General features: G+C 71.5%; 15 protein-coding genes. 11 read left to right on the forward strand and 4 right to left on the reverse strand.

Features of this window, described 5'->3' with window-relative positions; genetic code table 11:
* Positions 1-300 precede the first annotated feature (300 nt).
* The 7 genes from ccrA to pssA all read left to right on the forward strand — a co-directional run bounded on the left by ccrA (position 301) and on the right by pssA (position 8089).
* Positions 301-1638 (forward strand): crotonyl-CoA carboxylase/reductase, encoded by a 1338-nt coding sequence (gene ccrA, locus AC5L3C_RS05945; protein ID WP_411573130.1) that lies wholly within the window; start codon positions 301-303, stop codon positions 1636-1638.
* A gap of 12 nt (positions 1639-1650) precedes the next feature.
* Entirely contained in the window at positions 1651-3678 is a 2028-nt protein-coding gene (locus AC5L3C_RS05950) for a protein meaA (RefSeq protein ID WP_493647407.1), read from the forward strand.
* On the forward strand, positions 3675-4694 hold the full coding sequence (locus AC5L3C_RS05955; RefSeq protein WP_493647408.1) for an HpcH/HpaI aldolase/citrate lyase family protein: 1020 nt from the start codon (positions 3675-3677) through the stop codon (positions 4692-4694). Before AC5L3C_RS05950 ends, AC5L3C_RS05955 begins: the two co-directional genes overlap by 4 nt.
* A 5-nt stretch (positions 4695-4699) precedes the next feature.
* Positions 4700-5212, forward strand: a complete 513-nt coding sequence (locus AC5L3C_RS05960; RefSeq protein ID WP_493647410.1) for a MaoC family dehydratase — start codon at positions 4700-4702, stop codon at positions 5210-5212.
* Positions 5213-5215: 3 nt separating this feature from the next.
* On the forward strand, positions 5216-6421 hold the full coding sequence (locus AC5L3C_RS05965) for an acyl-CoA dehydrogenase family protein (protein ID WP_493647411.1): 1206 nt from the start codon (positions 5216-5218) through the stop codon (positions 6419-6421).
* 170 nt (positions 6422-6591) lie between these two features.
* Positions 6592-7248, forward strand: coding sequence for a phosphatidylserine decarboxylase (locus AC5L3C_RS05970; RefSeq protein WP_125502983.1), 657 nt, complete (start codon positions 6592-6594; stop codon positions 7246-7248).
* 22 nt (positions 7249-7270) lie between these two features.
* Entirely contained in the window at positions 7271-8089 is an 819-nt protein-coding gene (gene pssA / locus AC5L3C_RS05975) for a CDP-diacylglycerol--serine O-phosphatidyltransferase (protein ID WP_125509950.1), read from the forward strand.
* Positions 8090-8392: 303 nt separating this feature from the next.
* Here pssA and AC5L3C_RS05980 read toward each other — a convergent pair whose 3' ends face one another.
* The gene (locus AC5L3C_RS05980) at positions 8393-9511 is read right to left on the reverse strand and encodes a glycerate kinase (RefSeq protein ID WP_493653751.1); all 1119 of its coding nucleotides are present in this window, start codon (positions 9509-9511) and stop codon (positions 8393-8395) included.
* Positions 9512-9718: 207 nt separating this feature from the next.
* Between AC5L3C_RS05980 and AC5L3C_RS05985 the strand changes: the two genes are divergently transcribed.
* The 4 genes from AC5L3C_RS05985 (at position 9719) to AC5L3C_RS06000 (ending at position 12982) form a co-directional block, all read left to right on the forward strand.
* Positions 9719-10792, forward strand: a complete 1074-nt coding sequence (locus AC5L3C_RS05985) for an ADP-ribosylglycohydrolase family protein (protein WP_493653752.1) — start codon at positions 9719-9721, stop codon at positions 10790-10792.
* A gap of 96 nt (positions 10793-10888) precedes the next feature.
* Positions 10889-11539 carry an NADPH-dependent F420 reductase gene (locus tag AC5L3C_RS05990; RefSeq protein ID WP_493647413.1) on the forward strand — a complete coding sequence of 217 codons (651 nt, stop codon included), beginning with the start codon at positions 10889-10891 and terminating at the stop codon, positions 11537-11539.
* A 141-nt stretch (positions 11540-11680) separates the two neighbouring features.
* Complete coding sequence (locus AC5L3C_RS05995) at positions 11681-12184, forward strand: NUDIX domain-containing protein (protein WP_493647414.1); 504 nt, start codon at positions 11681-11683, stop codon at positions 12182-12184.
* A 72-nt stretch (positions 12185-12256) separates the two neighbouring features.
* Complete coding sequence (locus AC5L3C_RS06000; RefSeq protein WP_493647415.1) at positions 12257-12982, forward strand: Sir2 family NAD-dependent protein deacetylase; 726 nt, start codon at positions 12257-12259, stop codon at positions 12980-12982.
* A gap of 6 nt (positions 12983-12988) precedes the next feature.
* Here AC5L3C_RS06000 and AC5L3C_RS06005 read toward each other — a convergent pair whose 3' ends face one another.
* The 3 genes from AC5L3C_RS06005 to AC5L3C_RS06015 all read right to left on the reverse strand — a co-directional run bounded on the left by AC5L3C_RS06005 (position 12989) and on the right by AC5L3C_RS06015 (position 19001).
* Positions 12989-13471, reverse strand: coding sequence for a methylated-DNA--[protein]-cysteine S-methyltransferase (locus AC5L3C_RS06005; protein WP_493647416.1), 483 nt, complete (start codon positions 13469-13471; stop codon positions 12989-12991).
* Positions 13472-13492: 21 nt separating this feature from the next.
* Positions 13493-14962 (reverse strand): AlkA N-terminal domain-containing protein, encoded by a 1470-nt coding sequence (locus AC5L3C_RS06010; protein WP_493653754.1) that lies wholly within the window; start codon positions 14960-14962, stop codon positions 13493-13495.
* Between the two features lie 142 nt (positions 14963-15104).
* Positions 15105-19001 carry a glycoside hydrolase family 2 TIM barrel-domain containing protein gene (locus tag AC5L3C_RS06015; protein WP_493647418.1) on the reverse strand — a complete coding sequence of 1299 codons (3897 nt, stop codon included), beginning with the start codon at positions 18999-19001 and terminating at the stop codon, positions 15105-15107.
* Between the last annotated feature and the right edge of the window lie 262 nt (positions 19002-19263).

Consider the following 19263-nt stretch of genomic DNA (forward strand, 5'->3'; position numbering starts at 1 on the left):
GATTCGATCGATCATCGCTCATCTGATGCGTAAAGATTTCACCTGAGCCCAGGTTCTGACACTCAGTGCCTTGCGAGCTGACACGGCGTGCCATACGTTGAAGAGGTCCGGGCGACGTCCCGGCGGGCCCACCGCCCGCACGTCCGGACGCCTGCGTCACAGGCAACCTCCCGCGCACACCCAGCGCTGCCGAAGCACCACCGCCGAACCGACGGCAACCCCCGACCCTCAGCAGCACACCGACGTAACCCTCAGCGCCCCTCCCTCAGGGCGCTCATCGCCGGAGGCAACACCGTGACCATCAAGGACATCCTGGCCGCGATCCAGTCGCCCGACTCCACGTCGGAGGACTTCGCCGCCCTGCCGCTCCCCGAGTCCTACCGCGCGGTCACCGTGCACAAGGACGAGACGGAGATGTTCGCGGGCCTTCACACCCGCGACAAGGACCCCCGCAAGTCGCTCCACCTCGACGACGTGCCGCTGCCCGAACTCGGCCCCGGCGAGGCCCTGGTGGCCGTCATGGCCTCCTCGGTCAACTACAACTCGGTGTGGACGTCGATCTTCGAGCCGCTGCCCACGTTCGGCTTCCTGGAGCGCTACGGCCGCACCAGCGAGCTGGCCCGGCGCCACGACCTGCCGTACCACATCATCGGCTCCGACCTCGCGGGCGTCGTGCTGCGCACCGGCCCCGGCGTCAACGCCTGGCGGCCCGGCGACGAGGTCGTCGCGCACTGCCTCTCCGTCGAGCTGGAGTCCTCCGACGGTCACAACGACACGATGCTCGACCCCGAGCAGCGCATCTGGGGCTTCGAGACCAACTTCGGCGGTCTCGCCGAGATCGCCCTGGTCAAGTCCAACCAGCTGATGCCCAAGCCGGACCACCTCAGCTGGGAGGAGGCCGCCGCCCCGGGCCTGGTCAACTCCACCGCCTACCGCCAGCTGGTCTCCCGCAACGGCGCCGCCATGAAGCAGGGCGACAACGTCCTGATCTGGGGCGCGAGCGGCGGACTCGGCTCCTACGCCACCCAGTTCGCGCTGGCCGGCGGCGCCCACCCGGTCTGTGTCGTCTCCAGCGAGCAGAAGGCGGACATCTGCCGCTCGATGGGGGCCGAGTCGATCATCGACCGCAGCGCCGAGGACTACCGGTTCTGGAAGGACGAGAACACCCAGGACCCCAAGGAGTGGAAGCGCTTCGGCAAGCGCATCCGCGAACTCACCGGCGGCGAGGACATCGACATCGTCTTCGAACACCCCGGCCGCGAGACCTTCGGCGCCTCGGTGTTCGTCACCCGCAAGGGCGGCACCATCACCACCTGCGCCTCCACCTCGGGCTACATGCACCAGTACGACAACCGCTACCTGTGGATGTCGCTGAAGCGCATCATCGGCTCGCACTTCGCCAACTACCGCGAGGCCTGGGAGGCCAACCGGCTCGTCTCCAAGGGGAAGATCCACCCGACCCTGTCGAAGGTGTACTCCCTCGAGGAGACCGGCCAGGCCGCCCACGACGTGCACCGCAATCTGCACCAGGGCAAGGTCGGCGTGCTGTGCATGGCCCCCGAGGAGGGCCTGGGCGTGCGCGACCACGCCAAGCGCGCGCAGCACATCGACGCCATCAACCGCTTCCGGAACATCTGAGGCAGGGCGGACATGACAGAGCGCCAGAAGGACCGGCCGTGGCTCATGCGCACCTACGCCGGGCACTCCACGGCCGAGGCGTCCAACGAGCTGTACCGGCGCAACCTCGCCAAGGGCCAGACGGGTCTGTCGGTCGCGTTCGACCTGCCGACCCAGACCGGCTACGACTCCGACCACATCCTCGCCCGCGGCGAGGTCGGCCGGGTCGGGGTGCCGGTGGCCCACCTCGGTGACATGCGCAGGCTGTTCCAGGACATCCCCCTGGAGCAGATGAACACCTCGATGACGATCAACGCCACCGCCATGTGGCTGCTGGCGCTCTACCAGGTCGTCGCGGAGGAGCAGGGCGCGGACATCACCAGGCTCCAGGGCACGACCCAGAACGACATCGTCAAGGAGTACCTGTCCCGGGGGACGCACGTCTTCCCGCCGGGGCCCTCGCTCCGTCTGACGACCGACATGATCGCGTACACGGTCTCCCACATCCCCAAGTGGAACCCGATCAACATCTGCAGCTACCACCTGCAGGAGGCCGGGGCCACACCGGTGCAGGAGATCGCGTACGCGATGTCCACCGCGATCGCCGTGCTGGACGCGGTGCGCGACAGCGGCCAGGTGCCGCAGGAGCGCATGGGTGACGTGGTCGGGCGCATCTCCTTCTTCGTGAACGCGGGCGTCCGGTTCATCGAGGAGATGTGCAAGATGCGCGCGTTCGGCCGCATCTGGGACCAGGTCACCCGCGAGCGGTACGGCATCGAGAACCCCAAGCACCGCCGCTTCCGCTACGGCGTCCAGGTCAACTCGCTGGGGCTGACCGAGGCGCAGCCGGAGAACAACGTCCAGCGGATCGTGCTGGAGATGCTGGCCGTCACCCTCTCCAAGGACGCCCGCGCGCGTGCCGTGCAGCTGCCGGCCTGGAACGAGGCGCTGGGCCTGCCCCGGCCCTGGGACCAGCAGTGGTCGCTGCGCATCCAGCAGGTCCTGGCGTACGAGAGCGATCTGCTGGAGTACGAGGACATCTTCGAGGGGTCGAAGGTGATCGAGGCGAAGGTGGAACAGCTCGTCGCGGACGCCCTCGCGGAGATGGAGCGGATCGAGGAGATGGGCGGCGCGATGGCCGCCGTCGAGTCCGGCTACCTCAAGTCCCAGCTGGTCTCCTCGCACGCGGCACGCCGGGCCCGGATCGAGTCCGGCGAGGAGAGGATCGTCGGCGTCAACGCCTTCGAGGGCACCGAGCCCAGCCCGCTCACCGCCGACCTGGACACCGCCATCCAGACCGTCGACCCGGCGGTGGAGGCCCGGGTCATCGCCTCGCTGCAGAACTGGCGCGACACCCGCTACCAGCCGCCCTTCAACCACCCGCGCCCCTGCAAGGCGCTGGAGAAGCTGAAGGAGGCCGCGCGCGGCACCGACAATTTGATGGACGCCACCCTGGAGTGCGCCCGCGCCGGCGTCACGACCGGCGAGTGGGCGGGGGCGCTGCGCGAGGTGTTCGGCGAGTTCCGGGCGCCGACCGGTGTCTCCTCCGCCCCGGTGGCGGTGCCCGCCGAGGAGGGCTCGGCACTGTCGGCGGTCCGCCGCAAGGTGGAACTGACGGCCAAGGACCTCGGCGTGGGCAAGCTGCGCTTCCTGGTCGGCAAGCCGGGCCTGGACGGTCACTCCAACGGCGCCGAGCAGATCGCCGTGCGGGCCCGCGACGCCGGGTTCGAGGTGCTCTACCAGGGCATCCGGCTCACCCCGGAACAGATCGTGGACGCCGCCCTCGCCGAGGACGTGCACGCGGTCGGCCTGTCCATCCTCTCCGGCTCGCACGCCCAGCTGGTGCCGGACGTACTCGAACGGCTCCGTGTGGCCGGTGCCACAGATATACCGGTGATCGCCGGTGGCATCATCCCCAGCGGTGACGCCGAACAGCTGCGGGCGGCCGGCGTGGCCGCGGTCTTCACCCCGAAGGACTTCGACATCACCGGAATCATCGGCCGCATCGTCGACGAGATCCGCAACGCGAACAAGCTCGACCCCCTGGAGGTCCCCGTATGACCACGGTCAACCGCCCGCCCGTCTCCCACCACCACCCTCAGGCGGCGTCCCTGCGGGACGGCACCTCCGGACTGCGCCCTCGGCGTTCCTGCCTGGCGGTACCCGGCTCGAACCCGCGCTTCCTGGAGAAGGCCCAGGGCCTCCCCGCGGACCAGGTCTTCCTGGACCTGGAGGACGCCTGCGCGCCGCTCGCCAAGCCCGAGGCGCGGCACACCATCGTCAAGTTCCTCAACGAGGGCGACTGGACCGGCAAGACCCGCGTCGTGCGCGTCAACGACTGGACGACCGAGTGGACGTACCGGGACGTCGTGACGGTGGTGGAGGGCGCCGGCCAGAACCTCGACTGCATCATGCTGCCGAAGGTCCAGAACGCCCAGCAGATCGTCGCCCTGGACCTGCTGCTGACGCAGATCGAGAAGACCATGGGCTTCGAGGTCGGCCGGATCGGCATCGAGGCGCAGATCGAGAACGCGCAGGGGCTGAACAACGTCAACGAGATCGCGCAGGCCTCCCCGCGCCTGGAGACCATCATCTTCGGCCCGGCCGACTTCATGGCGTCCATCAACATGAAGTCCCTCGTCGTGGGCGAGCAGCCGCCCGGCTACCCGGCGGACGCCTACCACTACATCCTGATGAAGATTCTGATGGCCGCCCGCGCCAACGACCTCCAGGCGATCGACGGCCCCTACCTGCAGATCCGCAACGTCGACGGCTACCGCGCGGTCGCGCAGCGCGCCGCCGCGCTCGGCTTCGACGGCAAGTGGGTGCTGCACCCGGGCCAGGTCGAGGCGTCCAACGAGATCTTCTCGCCCTCGCAGGAGGACTACGACCACGCCGAGCTGATCCTGGACGCGTACGAGTACTACACCTCCGAGGCGGGCGGCAAGAAGGGCTCGGCGATGCTCGGCGACGAGATGATCGACGAGGCGAGCCGCAAGATGGCCCTGGTCGTCGCGGGCAAGGGACGCGCCGCCGGTATGCGGCGCACCAGCAAGTTCGAGATCCCGGAGGCCTGAGGGTCATGCAGTTCGGACGCACCTACGAGGAGTTCGAGGTCGGGGCCACGTACAAGCACTGGCCGGGCAAGACGGTCACGGAGTACGACGACCACCTGTTCTGTCTCCTCACCATGAACCACCACCCGCTCCACATGGACACCAACTATGCGGAGAAGACGACGGACTTCGGCAGGAACGTCGTCGTCGGGAACTACATCTACTCGCTGCTGCTCGGCATGAGCGTGCCGGACATCTCCGGCAAGGCGATCGCCAACCTGGAGATCGAGTCGCTCAAGCACGTGGCGCCGACCTTCCACGGCGACACGGTCTACGGCCAGACGACCGTGCTCGACAAGTGGCCGTCGAAGTCGAAGAACGACCGCGGCATCGTCCACGTGGAGACCAAGGGCTACAAGCAGGACGGCACGCTGGTCTGCGTGTTCCGCCGCAAGGTGATGGTGCCCACCGAGACGTACATCAAGGAGCGCGGCGGCGAGCAGCCGGGCCGCCCCGAACTTGACGAACAGGGGAAGTAAGCGATGGCCCGTCTCGCCCGGACCGCCGGTCTGACCGACGTCCAGCAGGAGATCCTCTCCACCGTCCGCGACTTCGTGGACAAGGAGATCATCCCGGTCGCCACCGAGCTGGAGCACCGCGACGAGTATCCGCAGCAGATCGTCGACGGCCTCAAGGAGTTGGGCCTGTTCGGCCTGATGATCCCCGAGGAGTACGGCGGTCTGGGCGAGTCCCTGCTCACCTACGCGCTGTGCGTGGAGGAGATCGCCCGCGGCTGGATGTCGGTGTCCGGCATCATCAACACCCACTTCATTGTGGCGTACATGCTCAAGCAGCACGGCACGCAGGAGCAGAAGGACCACTTCCTGCCGAGGATGGCGGCCGGCGACATCCGCGGCGCCTTCTCGATGTCGGAGCCCGGCCTGGGTTCGGATGTCTCGGCGATCACGTCGAAGGCGGAGCAGGACGGCGAGGAGTACGTCCTGAACGGCCAGAAGATGTGGCTGACCAACGGCGGAACGTCGTCCCTGGTGGCCGTGCTGGTGCGAAGTGACGAAGGACACCCCGAGGGCACGGCGCCGCACAAGTCGATGACCACCTTCCTGGTGGAGAAGGAGCCGGGCTTCGGCGAGGTCCGCCCCGGGCTGACCATCCCCGGCAAGATCGACAAGATGGGCTACAAGGGCGTCGACACGACCGAGCTCATCATGGACGGCGTGCGGATTCCCGCGAACCGGGTGCTCGGCGGGGTCACCGGCCGAGGTTTTTACCAAATGATGGACGGGGTCGAGGTCGGCCGGGTCAACGTGGCGGCGCGTGGCTGCGGCGTCGCTCAGCGTGCCTTCGAGCTCGGTGTCCAGTACGCCCAGCAGCGTCACACTTTCGGCAAGCCGATCGCCCAGCACCAGGCCATTCAGTTCAAGCTGGCCGAGATGGGCACCAAGGTGGAGGCGGCGCATGCGATGATGGTGAACGCAGCACGCAAAAAGGACTCCGGCGAACGAAACGACCTTGAGGCAGGCATGGCGAAGTACCTCGCCTCCGAGTACTGCAAGGAGGTCGTGGAGGACGCCTTCCGGATCCACGGCGGCTACGGCTTCTCCAAGGAGTACGAGATCGAGCGCCTCTACCGCGAGGCCCCGATGCTGCTGATCGGCGAGGGCACGGCCGAGATCCAGAAAATGATCATCGGCCGCCGACTGCTCGAAGAGTATCGATTCCAGGGCTAGATGTCCGGATACGGGGTGTTTTCTTGGAGAAGAGGATCACACCCCGTATGCACTCTTCGGCCGTCGACTTGGTTGCCTGGCTTACCCAGTTGCCGCCAGGAGCCGCTACGATCGCCGGAAAGCCGCCGTCCCCCGCAGTTGCGCGGCATCATCCGCTACGAAGGTCATCCATGCCCCACAGCCAAACCTCTGCACCTCGCGACAGCCTCGCCGGCGTACGCCTCGCGCGCGGAGCCTCGCCGTGGCTCCTGCCGACCGTCGCCACCGCAGCCGTGAGTCTGCTCCGCGCCCGCCGCTCGGGCGCCGCCAAGGCCGTCGCCGTCCCCGCCACCGCGCTCGCGGCGGGGATGCTGTGGTTCTTCCGCGACCCCGAGCGCGAGATCGCCCCGGGCAGGGTCATCTCGCCCGCCGACGGTGTGGTGCAGAGCATCATGCCGTGGAAGGACGGGCGTACCCGCGTCGCGATCTTCATGAGCCCGCTCAACGTCCACGTGAACCGCGCCCCGCTGGCCGGCACGGTGACGTCGGTCGAGCACATCCCCGGTGGCTTCGTTCCCGCCTTCAACAAGGAGAGCGAGAACAACGAGCGCGTGGTGTGGCACTTCGACACCGAACTCGGCGACATCGAGATGGTCCAGATCGCCGGCGCCGTGGCCCGCCGCATCGTCCCGTACGTGCCGCAGGGCACCAAGGTCGAGCAGGGCGAGCGCATCGGTCTCATCCGCTTCGGCTCACGCGTCGACATCTACCTGCCGGAAGGCGTGGAGGTGGCCGTCGAGGTCGGTCAGAAGACCGTGGCTGGGGTGACTCGCATTGACCGTGGTTGATCCCGAGACACAGGCCGGCTGGGTGCCGGAGGCCGACGAGGCGGACGACGACGAGGAGATGCCCCTCTCACTCCGTCTGTCGATAGCGGACACCCTCACCCTGGGCAACGCCACCTGCGGCTTCATGGCGGTGTACTTCACCACCACCGGCATTCTGATCCCGCATCTCCAGGGCAGCCAGGAGACCGGCATGGCCCGCCACAGCGCGGCCACCGCCGTCATCCTGATGCTGTGCGCGGCGGTCTTCGACCTCTTCGACGGACTGGTCGCGCGCAAGCTGCGCTCCTCGCCGATGGGTGCGGAGCTGGACAACCTGTCCGACCTGACCAGCTTCGGGCTCGCCCCGGCGTACTTCGTCCTCGTCTACGGCATGGTCGCCGACGACGCGCACCAGAGAGTGGCGGCGGTGGGGGCGATCGTGGTGCTGCTCGCGGTGGTGCTGCGGCTTGCCCGGTTCTCCTGCGTCACCGTCAAGGACGGCACCTTCCAGGGCATGCCGTCACCGTTCGGCGCGCTGACGGTCGTCTCGATCGTGCTGCTGGAGCTGCCGTTCGTGGCGACGCTGCTGGCGATCCTGGGCACGGCGTGGCTGATGGTGAGCCGGGTCGAGTACCCGAAGCCGCGGGGGCGCCTCGCCGTGGCGATGCTGACGTGGATCGTGCTGTCGATGGGGCTGCTGGCAGCGTGGGCGTTCGACGCGCCGAGCGGGCAGCTGCTGCTCCAGACGGGGTGCGCGCTGCAGCTGGTCATGGGTGCGGTGATTCCGCTGTTCGCGACGGCTCGGCGGGTGAACAACTTCCGTGACAACCGGCGGGAGGCGCGGGCGGCGCAGGTTCCGTAACACCGGCCGTTGTCTGGGCCCCGGACCTCTGGGTTGGTCCGGGGCCCATTCATTTCTCCACCCCCGGGCGCGGACGCGGGTCCCTCCTGGGGGCTGCGCCCCCAGCCCCCCCGGCCTATGCCCACCCACCACCCGACACGGGCGTCGCAACCGGCCCCTCCGGGGCACCCCCAAGTCCGTCAGGGGTACCCCCAGCCCGTCCGGCGTTTGAGGACGAGGGCCGTTAGGGCCGAAAGGGGGGGTCCGGGGGCGTAGCCCCCGGGGTCGGGACGGGAAGGGGCGGCGGGGGCGCGGAAAGGGGTGTCAGGAGAGATAGTCGCGTGCGATGCGTTCCGCCGTGCGTTCCAGCAGCGGCCCCGCCTCCGCGACGCACGTCGCCACATCCGGCTCGAGATCCGTCAGCGCGTACGCCCGCCGGATCCCCGCCCGCCCCAGCACCTCCGGCGCCAGCGCCAGCCGCCCGCACACCGCGACGACGTCCCGGCCCGCCGCCCGCGCCGCCGCGGCGACCCCCGCCGGCGCCTTGCCGTGCAGCGTCTGCCGGTCCAGCGAGCCCTCACCGGTGATCACCAGATCCGCCCGCTCCAGCGCCGGCGCGAAGCCCAGCACGTCCAGCATCACCTCGATGCCCGGCCGGAACACCGCGCCCAGCAGCAGCGCGCCGTAGCCGATACCGCCCGCCGCCCCCGCCCCGGGCGACGCCGCGTACTGCGCGGCCTTCGGCCCGACCGCGCCCTCCAGCACCTTCGCGAAGTGCGCGAGCGCCGCGTCCAGCGTCTCGACGTCGGCCGGTGAGGCACCCTTCTGCTGCCCGTACACCGCGGGCGCGCCCTCGGGTCCGGTCAGCGGGTTGTCGACGTCGCTGGCGAGCACGAACTCCACCGACGCCGGCCCCGGGTCCAGCCCGGACAGATCGGCGGACGCCAGCTCCGCGAGCCCCGCGCCGCCCGGCGGCACCGGCTCCCCCGCGGCCGTCAGGAACCGCGCGCCCAGCGCCGACAGCATCCCCGCGCCACCGTCCGTGGTGGCACTGCCGCCCACCCCGAACACGAGGGTGCGCGCGCCCGCGTCCAGCGCGGCCCGCAGCAGCTCCCCGGAGCCGTACGTCGACGCGGTGAGCGGTGCGAGGACCCCGTCCGGCAGCCGCTGGAGTCCGCTCGCCTCGGCCATCTCCACCACGGCGGTGCCGTCGCGCAGCGCGTACGCCGCGGTCACCGGGTCCCCGAGCGGGCCGGTGACGCGCACCTCCCGCCGCTCGAACCCGGCCGCCACCGCCGCGGCGACGGTGCCGTCGCCGCCGTCGGCCACGGGCAGCGCCTCCACGGGCAGCCCCGGGACGACCCGGCGCAGCCCGGCCGTGACCCGCTCGGCGACCTCCACGGCCGTCAGCGACCCCTTGAACTTGTCCGCGGCGACGAGCACCCGCCGCGTCGTACGAGTGCCGCTTCCTGCAGCGTCCGCCACTTGCCTTCCCCTCGCTCTCCGGGCCTCACGCACGCGTCGAGGCCAGTCGCGCCGCTGCGACCTTAACCGGCGGGCACCGCCGCCGCCATGCCCCGCCCAGCCCGTGGAACGGCGCGGAACGGCGCGGAACCGCCCGGAATCGGGTACACCGGTCCCATGACCGCCATGACCGCCGTGGACACCGAGCAGGAGCTCGCCGACCGCATCCTCGGAGGCTGGCTGGGCCGGATCGCGGGCAACATGCTCGGCAAGCCGGTCGAGCAGGGCGAGGTGTGGACGCGTGACCGCATCGACCGCTACCTGAGGCGGGCGGACGCCCTCCCCCTCACCGACTACCTGCCCGAGCCGCCGACCGAGGGCGAGGGCCGCGACCTGCGCCCCGAATGGCGCTCCTGCGTCCGCGGCCGCGTCCACGGCAGCTGCCGGGACGACGACATCGACTACGCGGTCCTCGGCCTGCACCTGCTGGAGACCCACGGCTTCGCCTTCAGCACCGAGCAGGTCGGCGACCTGTGGCTGCTGCGGCTGCCGTACCTCCAGACGTTCACGGCGGAGCGGGCGGCGTACCGGAACCTGGCGAACGGTCTGCGGCCGCCGCTGGCGGCCACGTACGACAACCCGTACCAGGAGTGGATCGGCGCCCTGATCCGCGCCGACATCCACGGCTGGACCGCCCCGGGCGCCCCGCGCCGCGCCGCCGCGCAGGCCCGCAAGGACGCGGTGCTGTCCCACACCGGCAACGGCGTGTACGGGGCGATGTGGGCGGCGGCGCTGGTCTCGGCGGCGTTCACGGCGGCCACGGTGCGCGAGGCGGTGGACGAGGCGCTGACGGTGATCCCGGCGAGCAGCCGGCTCGCCCGGACCGTGCGCCGGGCGGCCGCCCTGCACGAGGCGGGGCTCGCCTGGGAGGACACCCTGACCACGCTGGCGGAGGAGACGGCGGGCCTCGGCTGGATCCACACGGTGCCGAACGCGGCCGTGCTCACCGCCGGGCTGCTGTACGGCGACGGCGACTTCACCCGCACCATCGCGCTGACCGTGCGCGGGGGCCTGGACACGGACTCCAACGGGGCGACGGCCGGCTCGGTGGCCGGTGTGCTGTGCGGCGCCGCGGCCGTCCCTGAGCAGTGGAAGGACCCGCTCCAGGACACGGTGCGCAGCGCCGTCTTCGGGTTCGACGGGGTGCGGATCAGCGAGCTGGCGCGGCGCACGCTGCGGCTGGCGCGGGCGGAGGTCTGAGGCGCGGCACCGGCGCCGGACCTAGGACCCACGAGGGAGGGCGTCCCTGCCCTCGGCCGGAGGCGGTGACGCGGGCCGCCGCCTAGCGTCGGTGCCATGAAGATCGGAATTCTCGGAACGGGAACAGTGGGCCGGACCCTGGCCACGGCCTGGGCGCACGCGGGACACGCGGTCGTACTCGGGTCCCGGCGGCCGGACGAGGCCGTCGCACGGGCGGACCTGTCCGCCGCGATCGCCGCGGGGGTGGGGGTGACGGACCCGGCCGCGGCGGTCACGGACGCGGACGTGGTGGTGAACGCGACGCCGGGCACCGTCTCGGTCTCCGCGCTCGCCGCGGCCGGCGCGGCGGCGCTGGAGGGGAAGGTGCTGCTCGACGTGGGGGTCGGCTTCGACGAGGAGGGCGGGCTGTCGCATCCGGGGCGGAGCCTGGGTGAGGAGATCCAGCGGACGTTCCCCGGGACGCGCGTGGTCAAGTCGCTCGTCACCGTCGACCGGGAACTGATGGTGGCGCCGGACTCCCTGGCGGGTCCGAGCACGCTCTTCCTCTCCGGTGAGGACGCGGACGCCAAGCACACGGTCACCGGGCTGCTGACCGACCTGGGCTGGCCGAAGGACTCCCTGCTCGACCTCGGGGGCATCACCACGGCGCGCGGACAGGAGCACTACGCGCTGTTGTTCATGGGCATCGCCGAGGCCATCGGCTCCTACGGCTTCGGGATCCGGGTGGTGCCGCCGGCCGGTTCCTGACGGGCCGCGCGGCCGGTTCCGTGCCCCCGGCGCGTGCGCCGCCGTGTGTCGGTCACGGGACCGGCGTGTGCCGCGGTGCGCCCCGTGAGCCGGCCGCCGTCCCCGGCGGGTCGGCCCGGCACCGCCGTTACCCTTCCCCGCATGACCACCACGCAGGACGCCCAGGACTTCGCCGCCTACCTCGCCTCCCTCCCCCGTGTCCTCGCCGGCGCCGCCGCCCTCTTCCGCGACGAGGAGGGCCGGGTGCTGCTCGTCGAGCCGAACTACCGGGAGGGGTGGGCGCTGCCCGGCGGCACGATCGAGTCGGACGACGGGGAGGGCCCGCGCGAGGGGGCGCGGCGCGAGACGGCCGAGGAGATCGGGCTGGACCGGGAGCCGGGACGGCTGCTGGCGGTGGACTGGGTGCAGGGGGAGGGCCGGCCGCCGGTGGTGGCGTATCTGTACGACGGCGGTGTGCTCGGCGCGGACGACCTCGCGGCGATCCGGTTGCAGGAGTCGGAGCTGCTGTCGTGGCGGCTCGTGCCGCGCGAGGACCTGACCGAGTACCTCCAGGGCTCCCTGGGGCGCCGGGTGCTGGCCGCGCTGGACGTCCTGGCGGACGGTTCCGGCACCGCCGAGCTGGAGGACGGGCGCCGGGTGCGCTGAGCCGGGCGGGGCCGTCCGTCCGCCGCGTAATCCGTTCGCCGGTCGGGCGCCCCGCGGCCTACGCTCGCCCCCATGACCAAGCCCCTCGTCGCGCTCCTCACGGGCGCCGGTATCAGCACGGACTCCGGCATCCCGGACTACCGCGGGCCGAACGGACTGTGGCGCCGCGATCCCGAGGCCGAGAAGCTCGTGACGTACGAGTACTACATGGGCGATGCGGAGATCCGCCGCCGGTCGTGGCGGATGCGGCGGGCCACGTTCGCGCTCGCCGCCGAGCCCAACGCCGCGCACCGCGCCGTGACCGGCCTGGAGCGGTCCGGGGTGCCGGTGCGGGTGATCACGCAGAACGTGGACGGGCTGCACCAGCTGGCCGGGATGCCGGACCGCAAGGTGCTCGAACTGCACGGCACGGTACGGAGCGTGGTGTGCACCGCGTGCGGGGCGCGGAGCGCGACGGTGGACGTGCTCGCCCGGGTCGAGGCCGGTGAGGACGACCCGCCGTGTCTCGACTGCGGCGGTGTGCTGAAGACGGCGACGGTGATGTTCGGTGAGCGGCTCAACCCCGAGGTGCTCGGCGAGGCGGCGGCGATCAGCGAGGCCTGTACGGTCTTCGTCGCCGTCGGGACCAGTCTTCAGGTCCATCCCGCCGCCGGACTGGCGGACGTGGCCGTCGACCACGGCGCCCGTCTGATCGTCGTCAACGCCGAGCCGACCCCGTACGACGACCGTGCGGACGAGGTGATCCGGGAGCCGATCGGCACCGCGCTGCCCGCGCTGCTGCGCCGGATCGCGGCCTGAGCCGCCTCAGAGGAGCGCGGCCCCCCGTTCGAAGTCGAGCAGGCGCCGCTTGCGGTCCAGGCCGCCGCCGTAGCCGGTGAGGCCGCCGCTCGCGCCGATCACCCGGTGGCAGGGGACGATGATGCCGACCGGGTTGCGGCCGTTGGCGAGACCGACGGCGCGGGAGGCCTTGGGATTGCCCAGGGCGTCGGCGAGTTCGCCGTAGGTGCGGGTCTCGCCGTAGGGGATGCGCGCCAGCTGCTCCCAGACGCGGCGCTGGAACGGGGTGCCGTGCAGGCGCAGTCGCACCGTGAACTCCTTCAGCTCGCCCGCGAAGTACGCCGTCAGCTGCTCCTCGGCTGCGGCGAAGGGGGTGTCGTCCGGTGCGCCGAAGGACTCCTCCGGCGGGCGGTGGCGCTGGCCGCTCATGTAGAGGCCGCACAGGAAGCCGTCGTCGGCGACGAGCGTCAGCGGGCCGTAGGGGCTGTCGATCACGGTGTGCTGCTTCATCGGCTGGATGTCCTTGGCTGCTCAGACCGGCAGGAAGTTGATCGGGTGGCTGTCCGTCGCCCAGAGGTACTGCACCGCGTACGCCCGCCAGGGCCGCCAGGCGGCCGCGCGTGGGGTGAGGGCCGCCGGGGTGGAGGGCAGGCCGAGGTCCCGGGCGGCGCGGCGGATGCCGAGGTCGGTGGGGAGGAACGCGTCGGGGTCGCCCAGGGCGCGCATGGCGATGACGTCCGCCGTCCAGGGGCCGAAGCCGGGGAGGGCGAGGAGCTGGGCGCGGGTCTCGGGCCAGTCGCTGCCGGCGCCGAGGCTCAGGTCGCCGTCGGCGAGCCGGCGGACCAGGGTGGTGAAGGTGGTGCGGCGGGTGCGGGGCATGGCGAGCATCCCGGGGTCGACGCCGGCCAGCGCCGCCGGGGACGGGAAGAGGTGGGTGAGGCCGCCTTCGGGGTCGTCCACGGGGGTGCCGTGCGCGGTGACCAGGCGGGCCGCGTGGGTGCGGGCGGCGGCCGTGGACACCTGCTGGCCGAGGACGGCCCGTACGGCGAACTCGGCCGGGTCGACCGTGCGCGGCACGCGGCGGCCGGGTGCCTTGTCGACCAGGGGCGCGAGCACCGGGTCGGTGCGCAGCTGGTCGTCGACGGCGACGGGGTCGGCGTCCAGGTCGAGCAGGCGGCGGCAGCGGCTGATGGCGACGGTGAGGTCGCGGGGGTCGCTGAGGGCGAGCCGGCAGGCGATGTGGTCGGGGCGCGGGGTCAGCGCCACGATGCCGTGCCCGTACGGCAGGCGCAGTGTCCGCCGGTAGGCTCCGTCCCGCCATTCCTCCACGCCGGGTACGGCGGTGGCGGCGAGGTGGCCGAAGAGGTTGTCGGGGTGGAGCGGGGCACGGAACGGCAGGCGCAGGCAGAGCACGCCCGGGGTGGTGCCGGCGGCGTCGTGCGGCGCCCGGGTGCGCAGGCCGCTCGGGGAGAGCGCGAAGACCTCGCGCACGGTGTCGTTGAAGGTGCGTACGGAGGAGAAGCCGGCGGCGAAGGCGATCTCCGCCATGGGCAGCCGTGTCGTCTCGATGAGCAGCCGCGCGGTTTGGGCGCGCTGGGCGCGGGCGAGGGCCAGGGGTCCTGCGCCCAGTTCGGCGAGGAGCTGGCGTTCGATCTGCCGGGTGCTGTAGCCGAGGCGGGCGGCGAGTCCGGGGACGCCTTCGCGGTCCACGACGCCGTCGGAGATCAGCCGCATGGCGCGGGCGGTGAGGTCGGCGCGGTGGTTCCACTCCGGTGAGCCGGGGCTGGTGTCGGGGCGGCAGCGTTTGCAGGCACGGAACCCGGCCTGCTGGCATGCGGCGGCGCTCGGGTGGAAGACCATGTTCTCGGGCTTGGGCGGGACCACCGGACAGCTGGGCCGGCAGTAGATGCCGGTGGTGCGGACGGCGGTGAAGAACCAGCCGTCGAACCGCGCGTCCTTCGACCGCACGGCGCGCACGCAGCGCTCGGTGTCGGTGTGCATCCCCTTCTGCATGTCTCAAGCATCGGGCACGTACGGGGCGGGGGTCTGGCGGGAATCCGACATCGACGTCACCTGTCCTGCGGCTGCCCGGATCGCTCGCCGTGCAGCCGCAGGACACCGGTCCCGGCCGGAGGGCCTCCCGTTACCGGGTCGCCGTGGGCCGGCGCGCGGCGGCCATGGCCCGGTCCACGTCGGTGAGCGGACGCAGCCGGTAGGTGTACGCGTAGTCCCGGTCGGCGAAGAGCTTGAACTCGTCGTGGGTGTGCGCGCCCCAGCTGTTGTCGCCTCCGACGCCCATCTGGCGGTGGTTGACCCGCAGCACGACCGCGTCCCGCGGGGTCAGCTGGTAGTCGTGCCGGACGCCGGACGACAGGTCCTCCGGGGTGAAGTGGGAGGCGTTGATCTCCAGGAGGGGTTCGCCGGACACCAGCAGACCGCGCCCGCCGCGGTCGGTCAGGGCCGCCCAGCGGACGTCTGTCTTGTTGCCGTTCTCCTGCGGGCGCAGGTACGGGGTCCACTGGTCGGCGACGGTGGAGGAGTAGCGGCCCACGTCGGTGCCGGTGTTGCGGTCCCAGTGGTTCTCCTCGGGGCCGCGGCCGTAGTAGTGCAGGCGGTCCAGGCGGCGCGGCAGGAACAGCAGCGTGCCCACCTCCGGAATGTACGGCAGGTCCGCGGCGCCCGGGTGGAGGGTGTTGTCGACCTTGATCTCGCCGTTGCCGAACACGGTGCAGGTCGTGGACCAGGTGGATTCCACCGTGGTGGGCAGGGTGCCGGTGACCTCGATCTCGACGGCGCGGTCGTCGAGCGTGCGCACGGTGACGCCGGTGACCTTCCGGCGGGCGCCCGCGTCGCGCCAGGTCGCGTTGCGCAGGTGCTGGCCGTTGCCCTTGTCGTTGTCGGTGGGTGCCCGCCAGAAGTTGGGCACGGGTCCGGAGGTGATGAGGCGGGTGCCGCGCGCCTCGTAGGAGGTGATGGTGCCGCTGACGCGGTCGATCGTGACGGAGAAGCCCCGGCCGGTGATGCGGATGTCCTCGTCGCGTTCCTCGTGGCGCAGCGCCGGGACGCGTGAGAGGGGGACGGGGGTCACGGCCGGGCTCGCGGCGTCGAGCGGGAGCTGGTGCCGGGCCACCTCGAAGCCGGCCTTCGCCCACTTCGTGGGCTCCGTGGTGGTGAAGGAGAGCTGGAGGAAGTACTCCGTGCCCGGTTCGGGGTCCCGGGGCAGGCGCACGGGCAGGCTGATGTCCTTGCCGGACTGCGGCGGTACGTCCAGCTGGTCCCGGGTGAGCCGGCCGCGCCGTACGACCTCGCCGTCCGCGACGAGTTCCCACCGGCCGTCGAACTCGCGCAGGGAGGTGAACAGGTACTCGTTGGTGAGGGTGACGTCGCCGGGGCCGCCGCCGGGGGTGCGGGCGGCGCCGATGGCCTGGTAGACGCGTTTGACCTCGGCGGCCTTGCCGGTGTGCCGGCGGTCGGCGGTGACGACGCCGTCGCCGGCGAAGGCGCCGTCGTTGGGGTTGTCGCCCCAGTCGCCGCCGTAGGCGAGGAACGTCTTCTCCCGCGGCCGCTTCGTCTCCGTGCGCACGGTGGCCGCGTCGAACCAGAACCGCACGCCGTCGTCGTCGGGGCCCCGGGTGTCGGAGGCCAGTTCGGCGGCGGTGAGGGGGCGGGCGTAGACGCGGGCGCGGCGGATGGTGCCGCTGAACTCCCGGATCTGGTTGTCGGCGTCGGAGGCGAGCGCGAGCGGCGTGGTGGTGCTGCCGGGCCGCCGGTCGGTGGTGCGGGTGGCCCGGACCGCGCCGTCGACGTACAGGGTCAGGGTGCCGGCGCCGGCGTCGAAGACGCCCGCGATGTGGTGCTCGCGTCCGGTCCAGCCGTCCGGCAGGTCCCAGTTGGCGGCGATCCACTGCCCGTCGGAGTGGATGAAGAACTCGAGCCTGCGGTCGGTCTGTTTCAGCGCGTACTGGGTGTCGCCCTTGGCGATGATCGGCTGGTGCTGTCCCGTGACGTCCTGGGTGATCCAGGCCTCCAGGGTCAGGGAACCGGTGAGGTCGAGGCCGTCGGCGCGTTCGAAGACGGTGATGCCGGACAGGCCCCGGTCGCGGTCGAGGCGGCCGCGGGTGGCGAGGATCTCGCCGCGCAGCCGGTCCGGTCCCGACTCGGTGAGCAGGGTGCGGGCGGGGACGGGCGCGTGGAGGGACTGGTCGGCGAAGTCCCAGATCCAGCCGCCCTGGAGGACGTCGTGACGGCGGATGATGTCCCAGTACTTCTTGAAGTTGCCGTTGGAGTTCCCCATCGCGTGCGAGTACTCGATCATGACGTACGGCCGGGTGTCGGCGGTGTCCCGGGCGCGCTGTTCGATGCGTGCGGGGCTCTCGTACATCCGGGAGCGGATGTCGCTGACGCCGGGCCGGTCGTCCCCCTCGTACTGGATGACGCGGGTGGGGTCGTAGGAGCGGATCCAGTCGTGCATGGCGGTGAAGGTGGAGCCGCCGCCGGCCTCGTTGCCGAGCGACCAGATGACCACCGAGGGGTGGTTCTTGTCCCGGTGGACCATGTTCTGGGCGCGGGCGACGCAGGCCGCCGTCCACTCGGGGTGGTCGCCCGGGTAGGAGGAGCGGATGCCGTGGGTCTCGAGGTTGGTCTCGTCGACGAGGTAGAGGCCGTATTCGTCGGCTAGTTCGTACCACAGCGGGTTGTTGGGGTAGTGCGAGGTGCGCACGGAGTTGATGTTCAGCCGTTTGATGAGGGTGATGTCCGCGATCAGGTCCTCGCGGGTGAGGGCGGTGCCGCGCTCCGGGTGCATCTCGTGGCGGTTGGTGCCGCGCAGGGAGACGGGCCGGCCGTTGACGCGCATCAGCCCGTCCTTGATCGCGAATTCGCGGAAGCCGACGCGGTGGGAGAGCGTCTCGATCACCTCGCCGGCCGGGTCGCGGAGCCTGAGGACGGCGGTGTAGAGGTTCGGCTGTTCGGCCGACCACAGCCGGGGCCGCCGCACCGCCTTCGCGGCCCGTACGGTGACGTCCTCCCCGGCGCCGGCGGTGCCGAGGTCGGCGGTCTGCTCCAGCGGCCGGGACCAGACGGCGTGCCCGCGCGCGTCGTAGAGCTGGGTTTCGACGGTGTACCGGCCGCTCGCGCCGTCGCCGTACGCCCGTACGCTCGCGGTGACCGCCAGCTCCGCGTCGGTGCAGGTGTCGTCGAGAGGGGTGTCCAGCTTGAAGTCGCGCAGGTGCACGGCCGGGGTGGAGTACAGGTGGACCGAGCGGAAGATGCCGCTCAGCCGGATCATGTCCTGGTCCTCCAGCCAGTCGCCGTCGGCGTAGCGGTACACCTCGACGGCGATCTGGTTGGTGCCCGGCTTGAGCAGGTCGGTGATGTCGTACTCGGAGGGCGTGCAGGAGTCCTCGTCGTAGCCGGCCAGTTCGCCGTTGATCCATACGTAGTGCGCGGACTTGACGCCCTCGAAGTGCAGGAAGGTGCGGCGGCCCTGCCAGTGGCGCGGAACGGTGAAGGTGCGCCGGTACTGCCCGACGGGGCTGTAGCGGGTCGGTGCGGCGGGCGGCTGGGGTTCCTCGCCGCGGCCGTTGGGGCCCCAGTACGGGTAGGTGATGTTCACATAGATCGGGAAGTCGTATCCGTGCAGCTGCCACACGGACGGGACCGGGATGGTGGCCCAGTCGCCGTCGTCGGTGTCGGTGCGGTGGAAGTCGGGGTCCCGGTCGTCGGGGCGGTCGGCGTAGGCGAACTTCCAGGTGCCGTCGAGGCTCAGCCGGTAGGGCGAGCGGGCGCGGTCCCCGGCGAGGGCCTGTCCCACGTTCGCGTAGGGCGTGAGCGTGGTGTGCGGCGGCTCGGTGCCGACCCGGAAGACACCGAAGTCGTTCCACTCGGGGGGCGGTGCGGCGGGTGCCTGCCGGCCGGCCGCGTGCGCGGCGCCGGGCGGGGCGGACAGGGCGAGGGCGCCGAGCGCGGCGGCGCCCGACTCCAGCAGGCGGCGGCGGCTGACGAGCGGCCGGCCGGTGGGGACTTCGTGGGGGTGCGGCATGACCGTGGCCTTCCTCGGTTCGACAGGGCGCTGCGCGGACTGAGGGCACGCGGATTCCCCCTCGGCGCCGCGACGCCTCGTCGTGACGGTGGCGTTGCGCCAGGGAAGAACCACAACGGGTGGTGACGGAGCGACTACTGAGCCAGCCACACCCTAGAACTCGAACACAATCGAATCAATGATGCCGTCGGACTCTGTGCAGTCCTGATGGTTCCGCCCCCGCGGTCCGCCATCTCGCGCACACCCCTCGGCACCCGGCCTA

It is taken from the genome of Streptomyces speibonae, assembly GCF_984686075.1.

What these genes read in the sequence shown, in the direction of transcription:
- AC5L3C_RS05950 (WP_493647407.1), top strand. Translation starts at nt 1,651, where the DNA reads ATGACAGAGCGCCAGAAGGACCGGCCGTGGCTCATGCGCACCTACGCC.
- AC5L3C_RS05955 (WP_493647408.1), top strand. Translation starts at nt 3,675, where the DNA reads ATGACCACGGTCAACCGCCCGCCCGTCTCCCACCACCACCCTCAGGCG.
- AC5L3C_RS05960 (WP_493647410.1), top strand. Translation starts at nt 4,700, where the DNA reads ATGCAGTTCGGACGCACCTACGAGGAGTTCGAGGTCGGGGCCACGTAC.
- AC5L3C_RS05965 (WP_493647411.1), top strand. Translation starts at nt 5,216, where the DNA reads ATGGCCCGTCTCGCCCGGACCGCCGGTCTGACCGACGTCCAGCAGGAG.
- AC5L3C_RS05970 (WP_125502983.1), top strand. Translation starts at nt 6,592, where the DNA reads ATGCCCCACAGCCAAACCTCTGCACCTCGCGACAGCCTCGCCGGCGTA.
- AC5L3C_RS05985 (WP_493653752.1), top strand. Translation starts at nt 9,719, where the DNA reads ATGACCGCCGTGGACACCGAGCAGGAGCTCGCCGACCGCATCCTCGGA.
- AC5L3C_RS05990 (WP_493647413.1), top strand. Translation starts at nt 10,889, where the DNA reads ATGAAGATCGGAATTCTCGGAACGGGAACAGTGGGCCGGACCCTGGCC.
- AC5L3C_RS05995 (WP_493647414.1), top strand. Translation starts at nt 11,681, where the DNA reads ATGACCACCACGCAGGACGCCCAGGACTTCGCCGCCTACCTCGCCTCC.
- AC5L3C_RS06000 (WP_493647415.1), top strand. Translation starts at nt 12,257, where the DNA reads ATGACCAAGCCCCTCGTCGCGCTCCTCACGGGCGCCGGTATCAGCACG.
- AC5L3C_RS06005 (WP_493647416.1), bottom strand. Translation starts at nt 13,471, where the DNA reads ATGAAGCAGCACACCGTGATCGACAGCCCCTACGGCCCGCTGACGCTC.
- AC5L3C_RS06010 (WP_493653754.1), bottom strand. Translation starts at nt 14,962, where the DNA reads ATGCACACCGACACCGAGCGCTGCGTGCGCGCCGTGCGGTCGAAGGAC.
- AC5L3C_RS06015 (WP_493647418.1), bottom strand. Translation starts at nt 19,001, where the DNA reads ATGCCGCACCCCCACGAAGTCCCCACCGGCCGGCCGCTCGTCAGCCGC.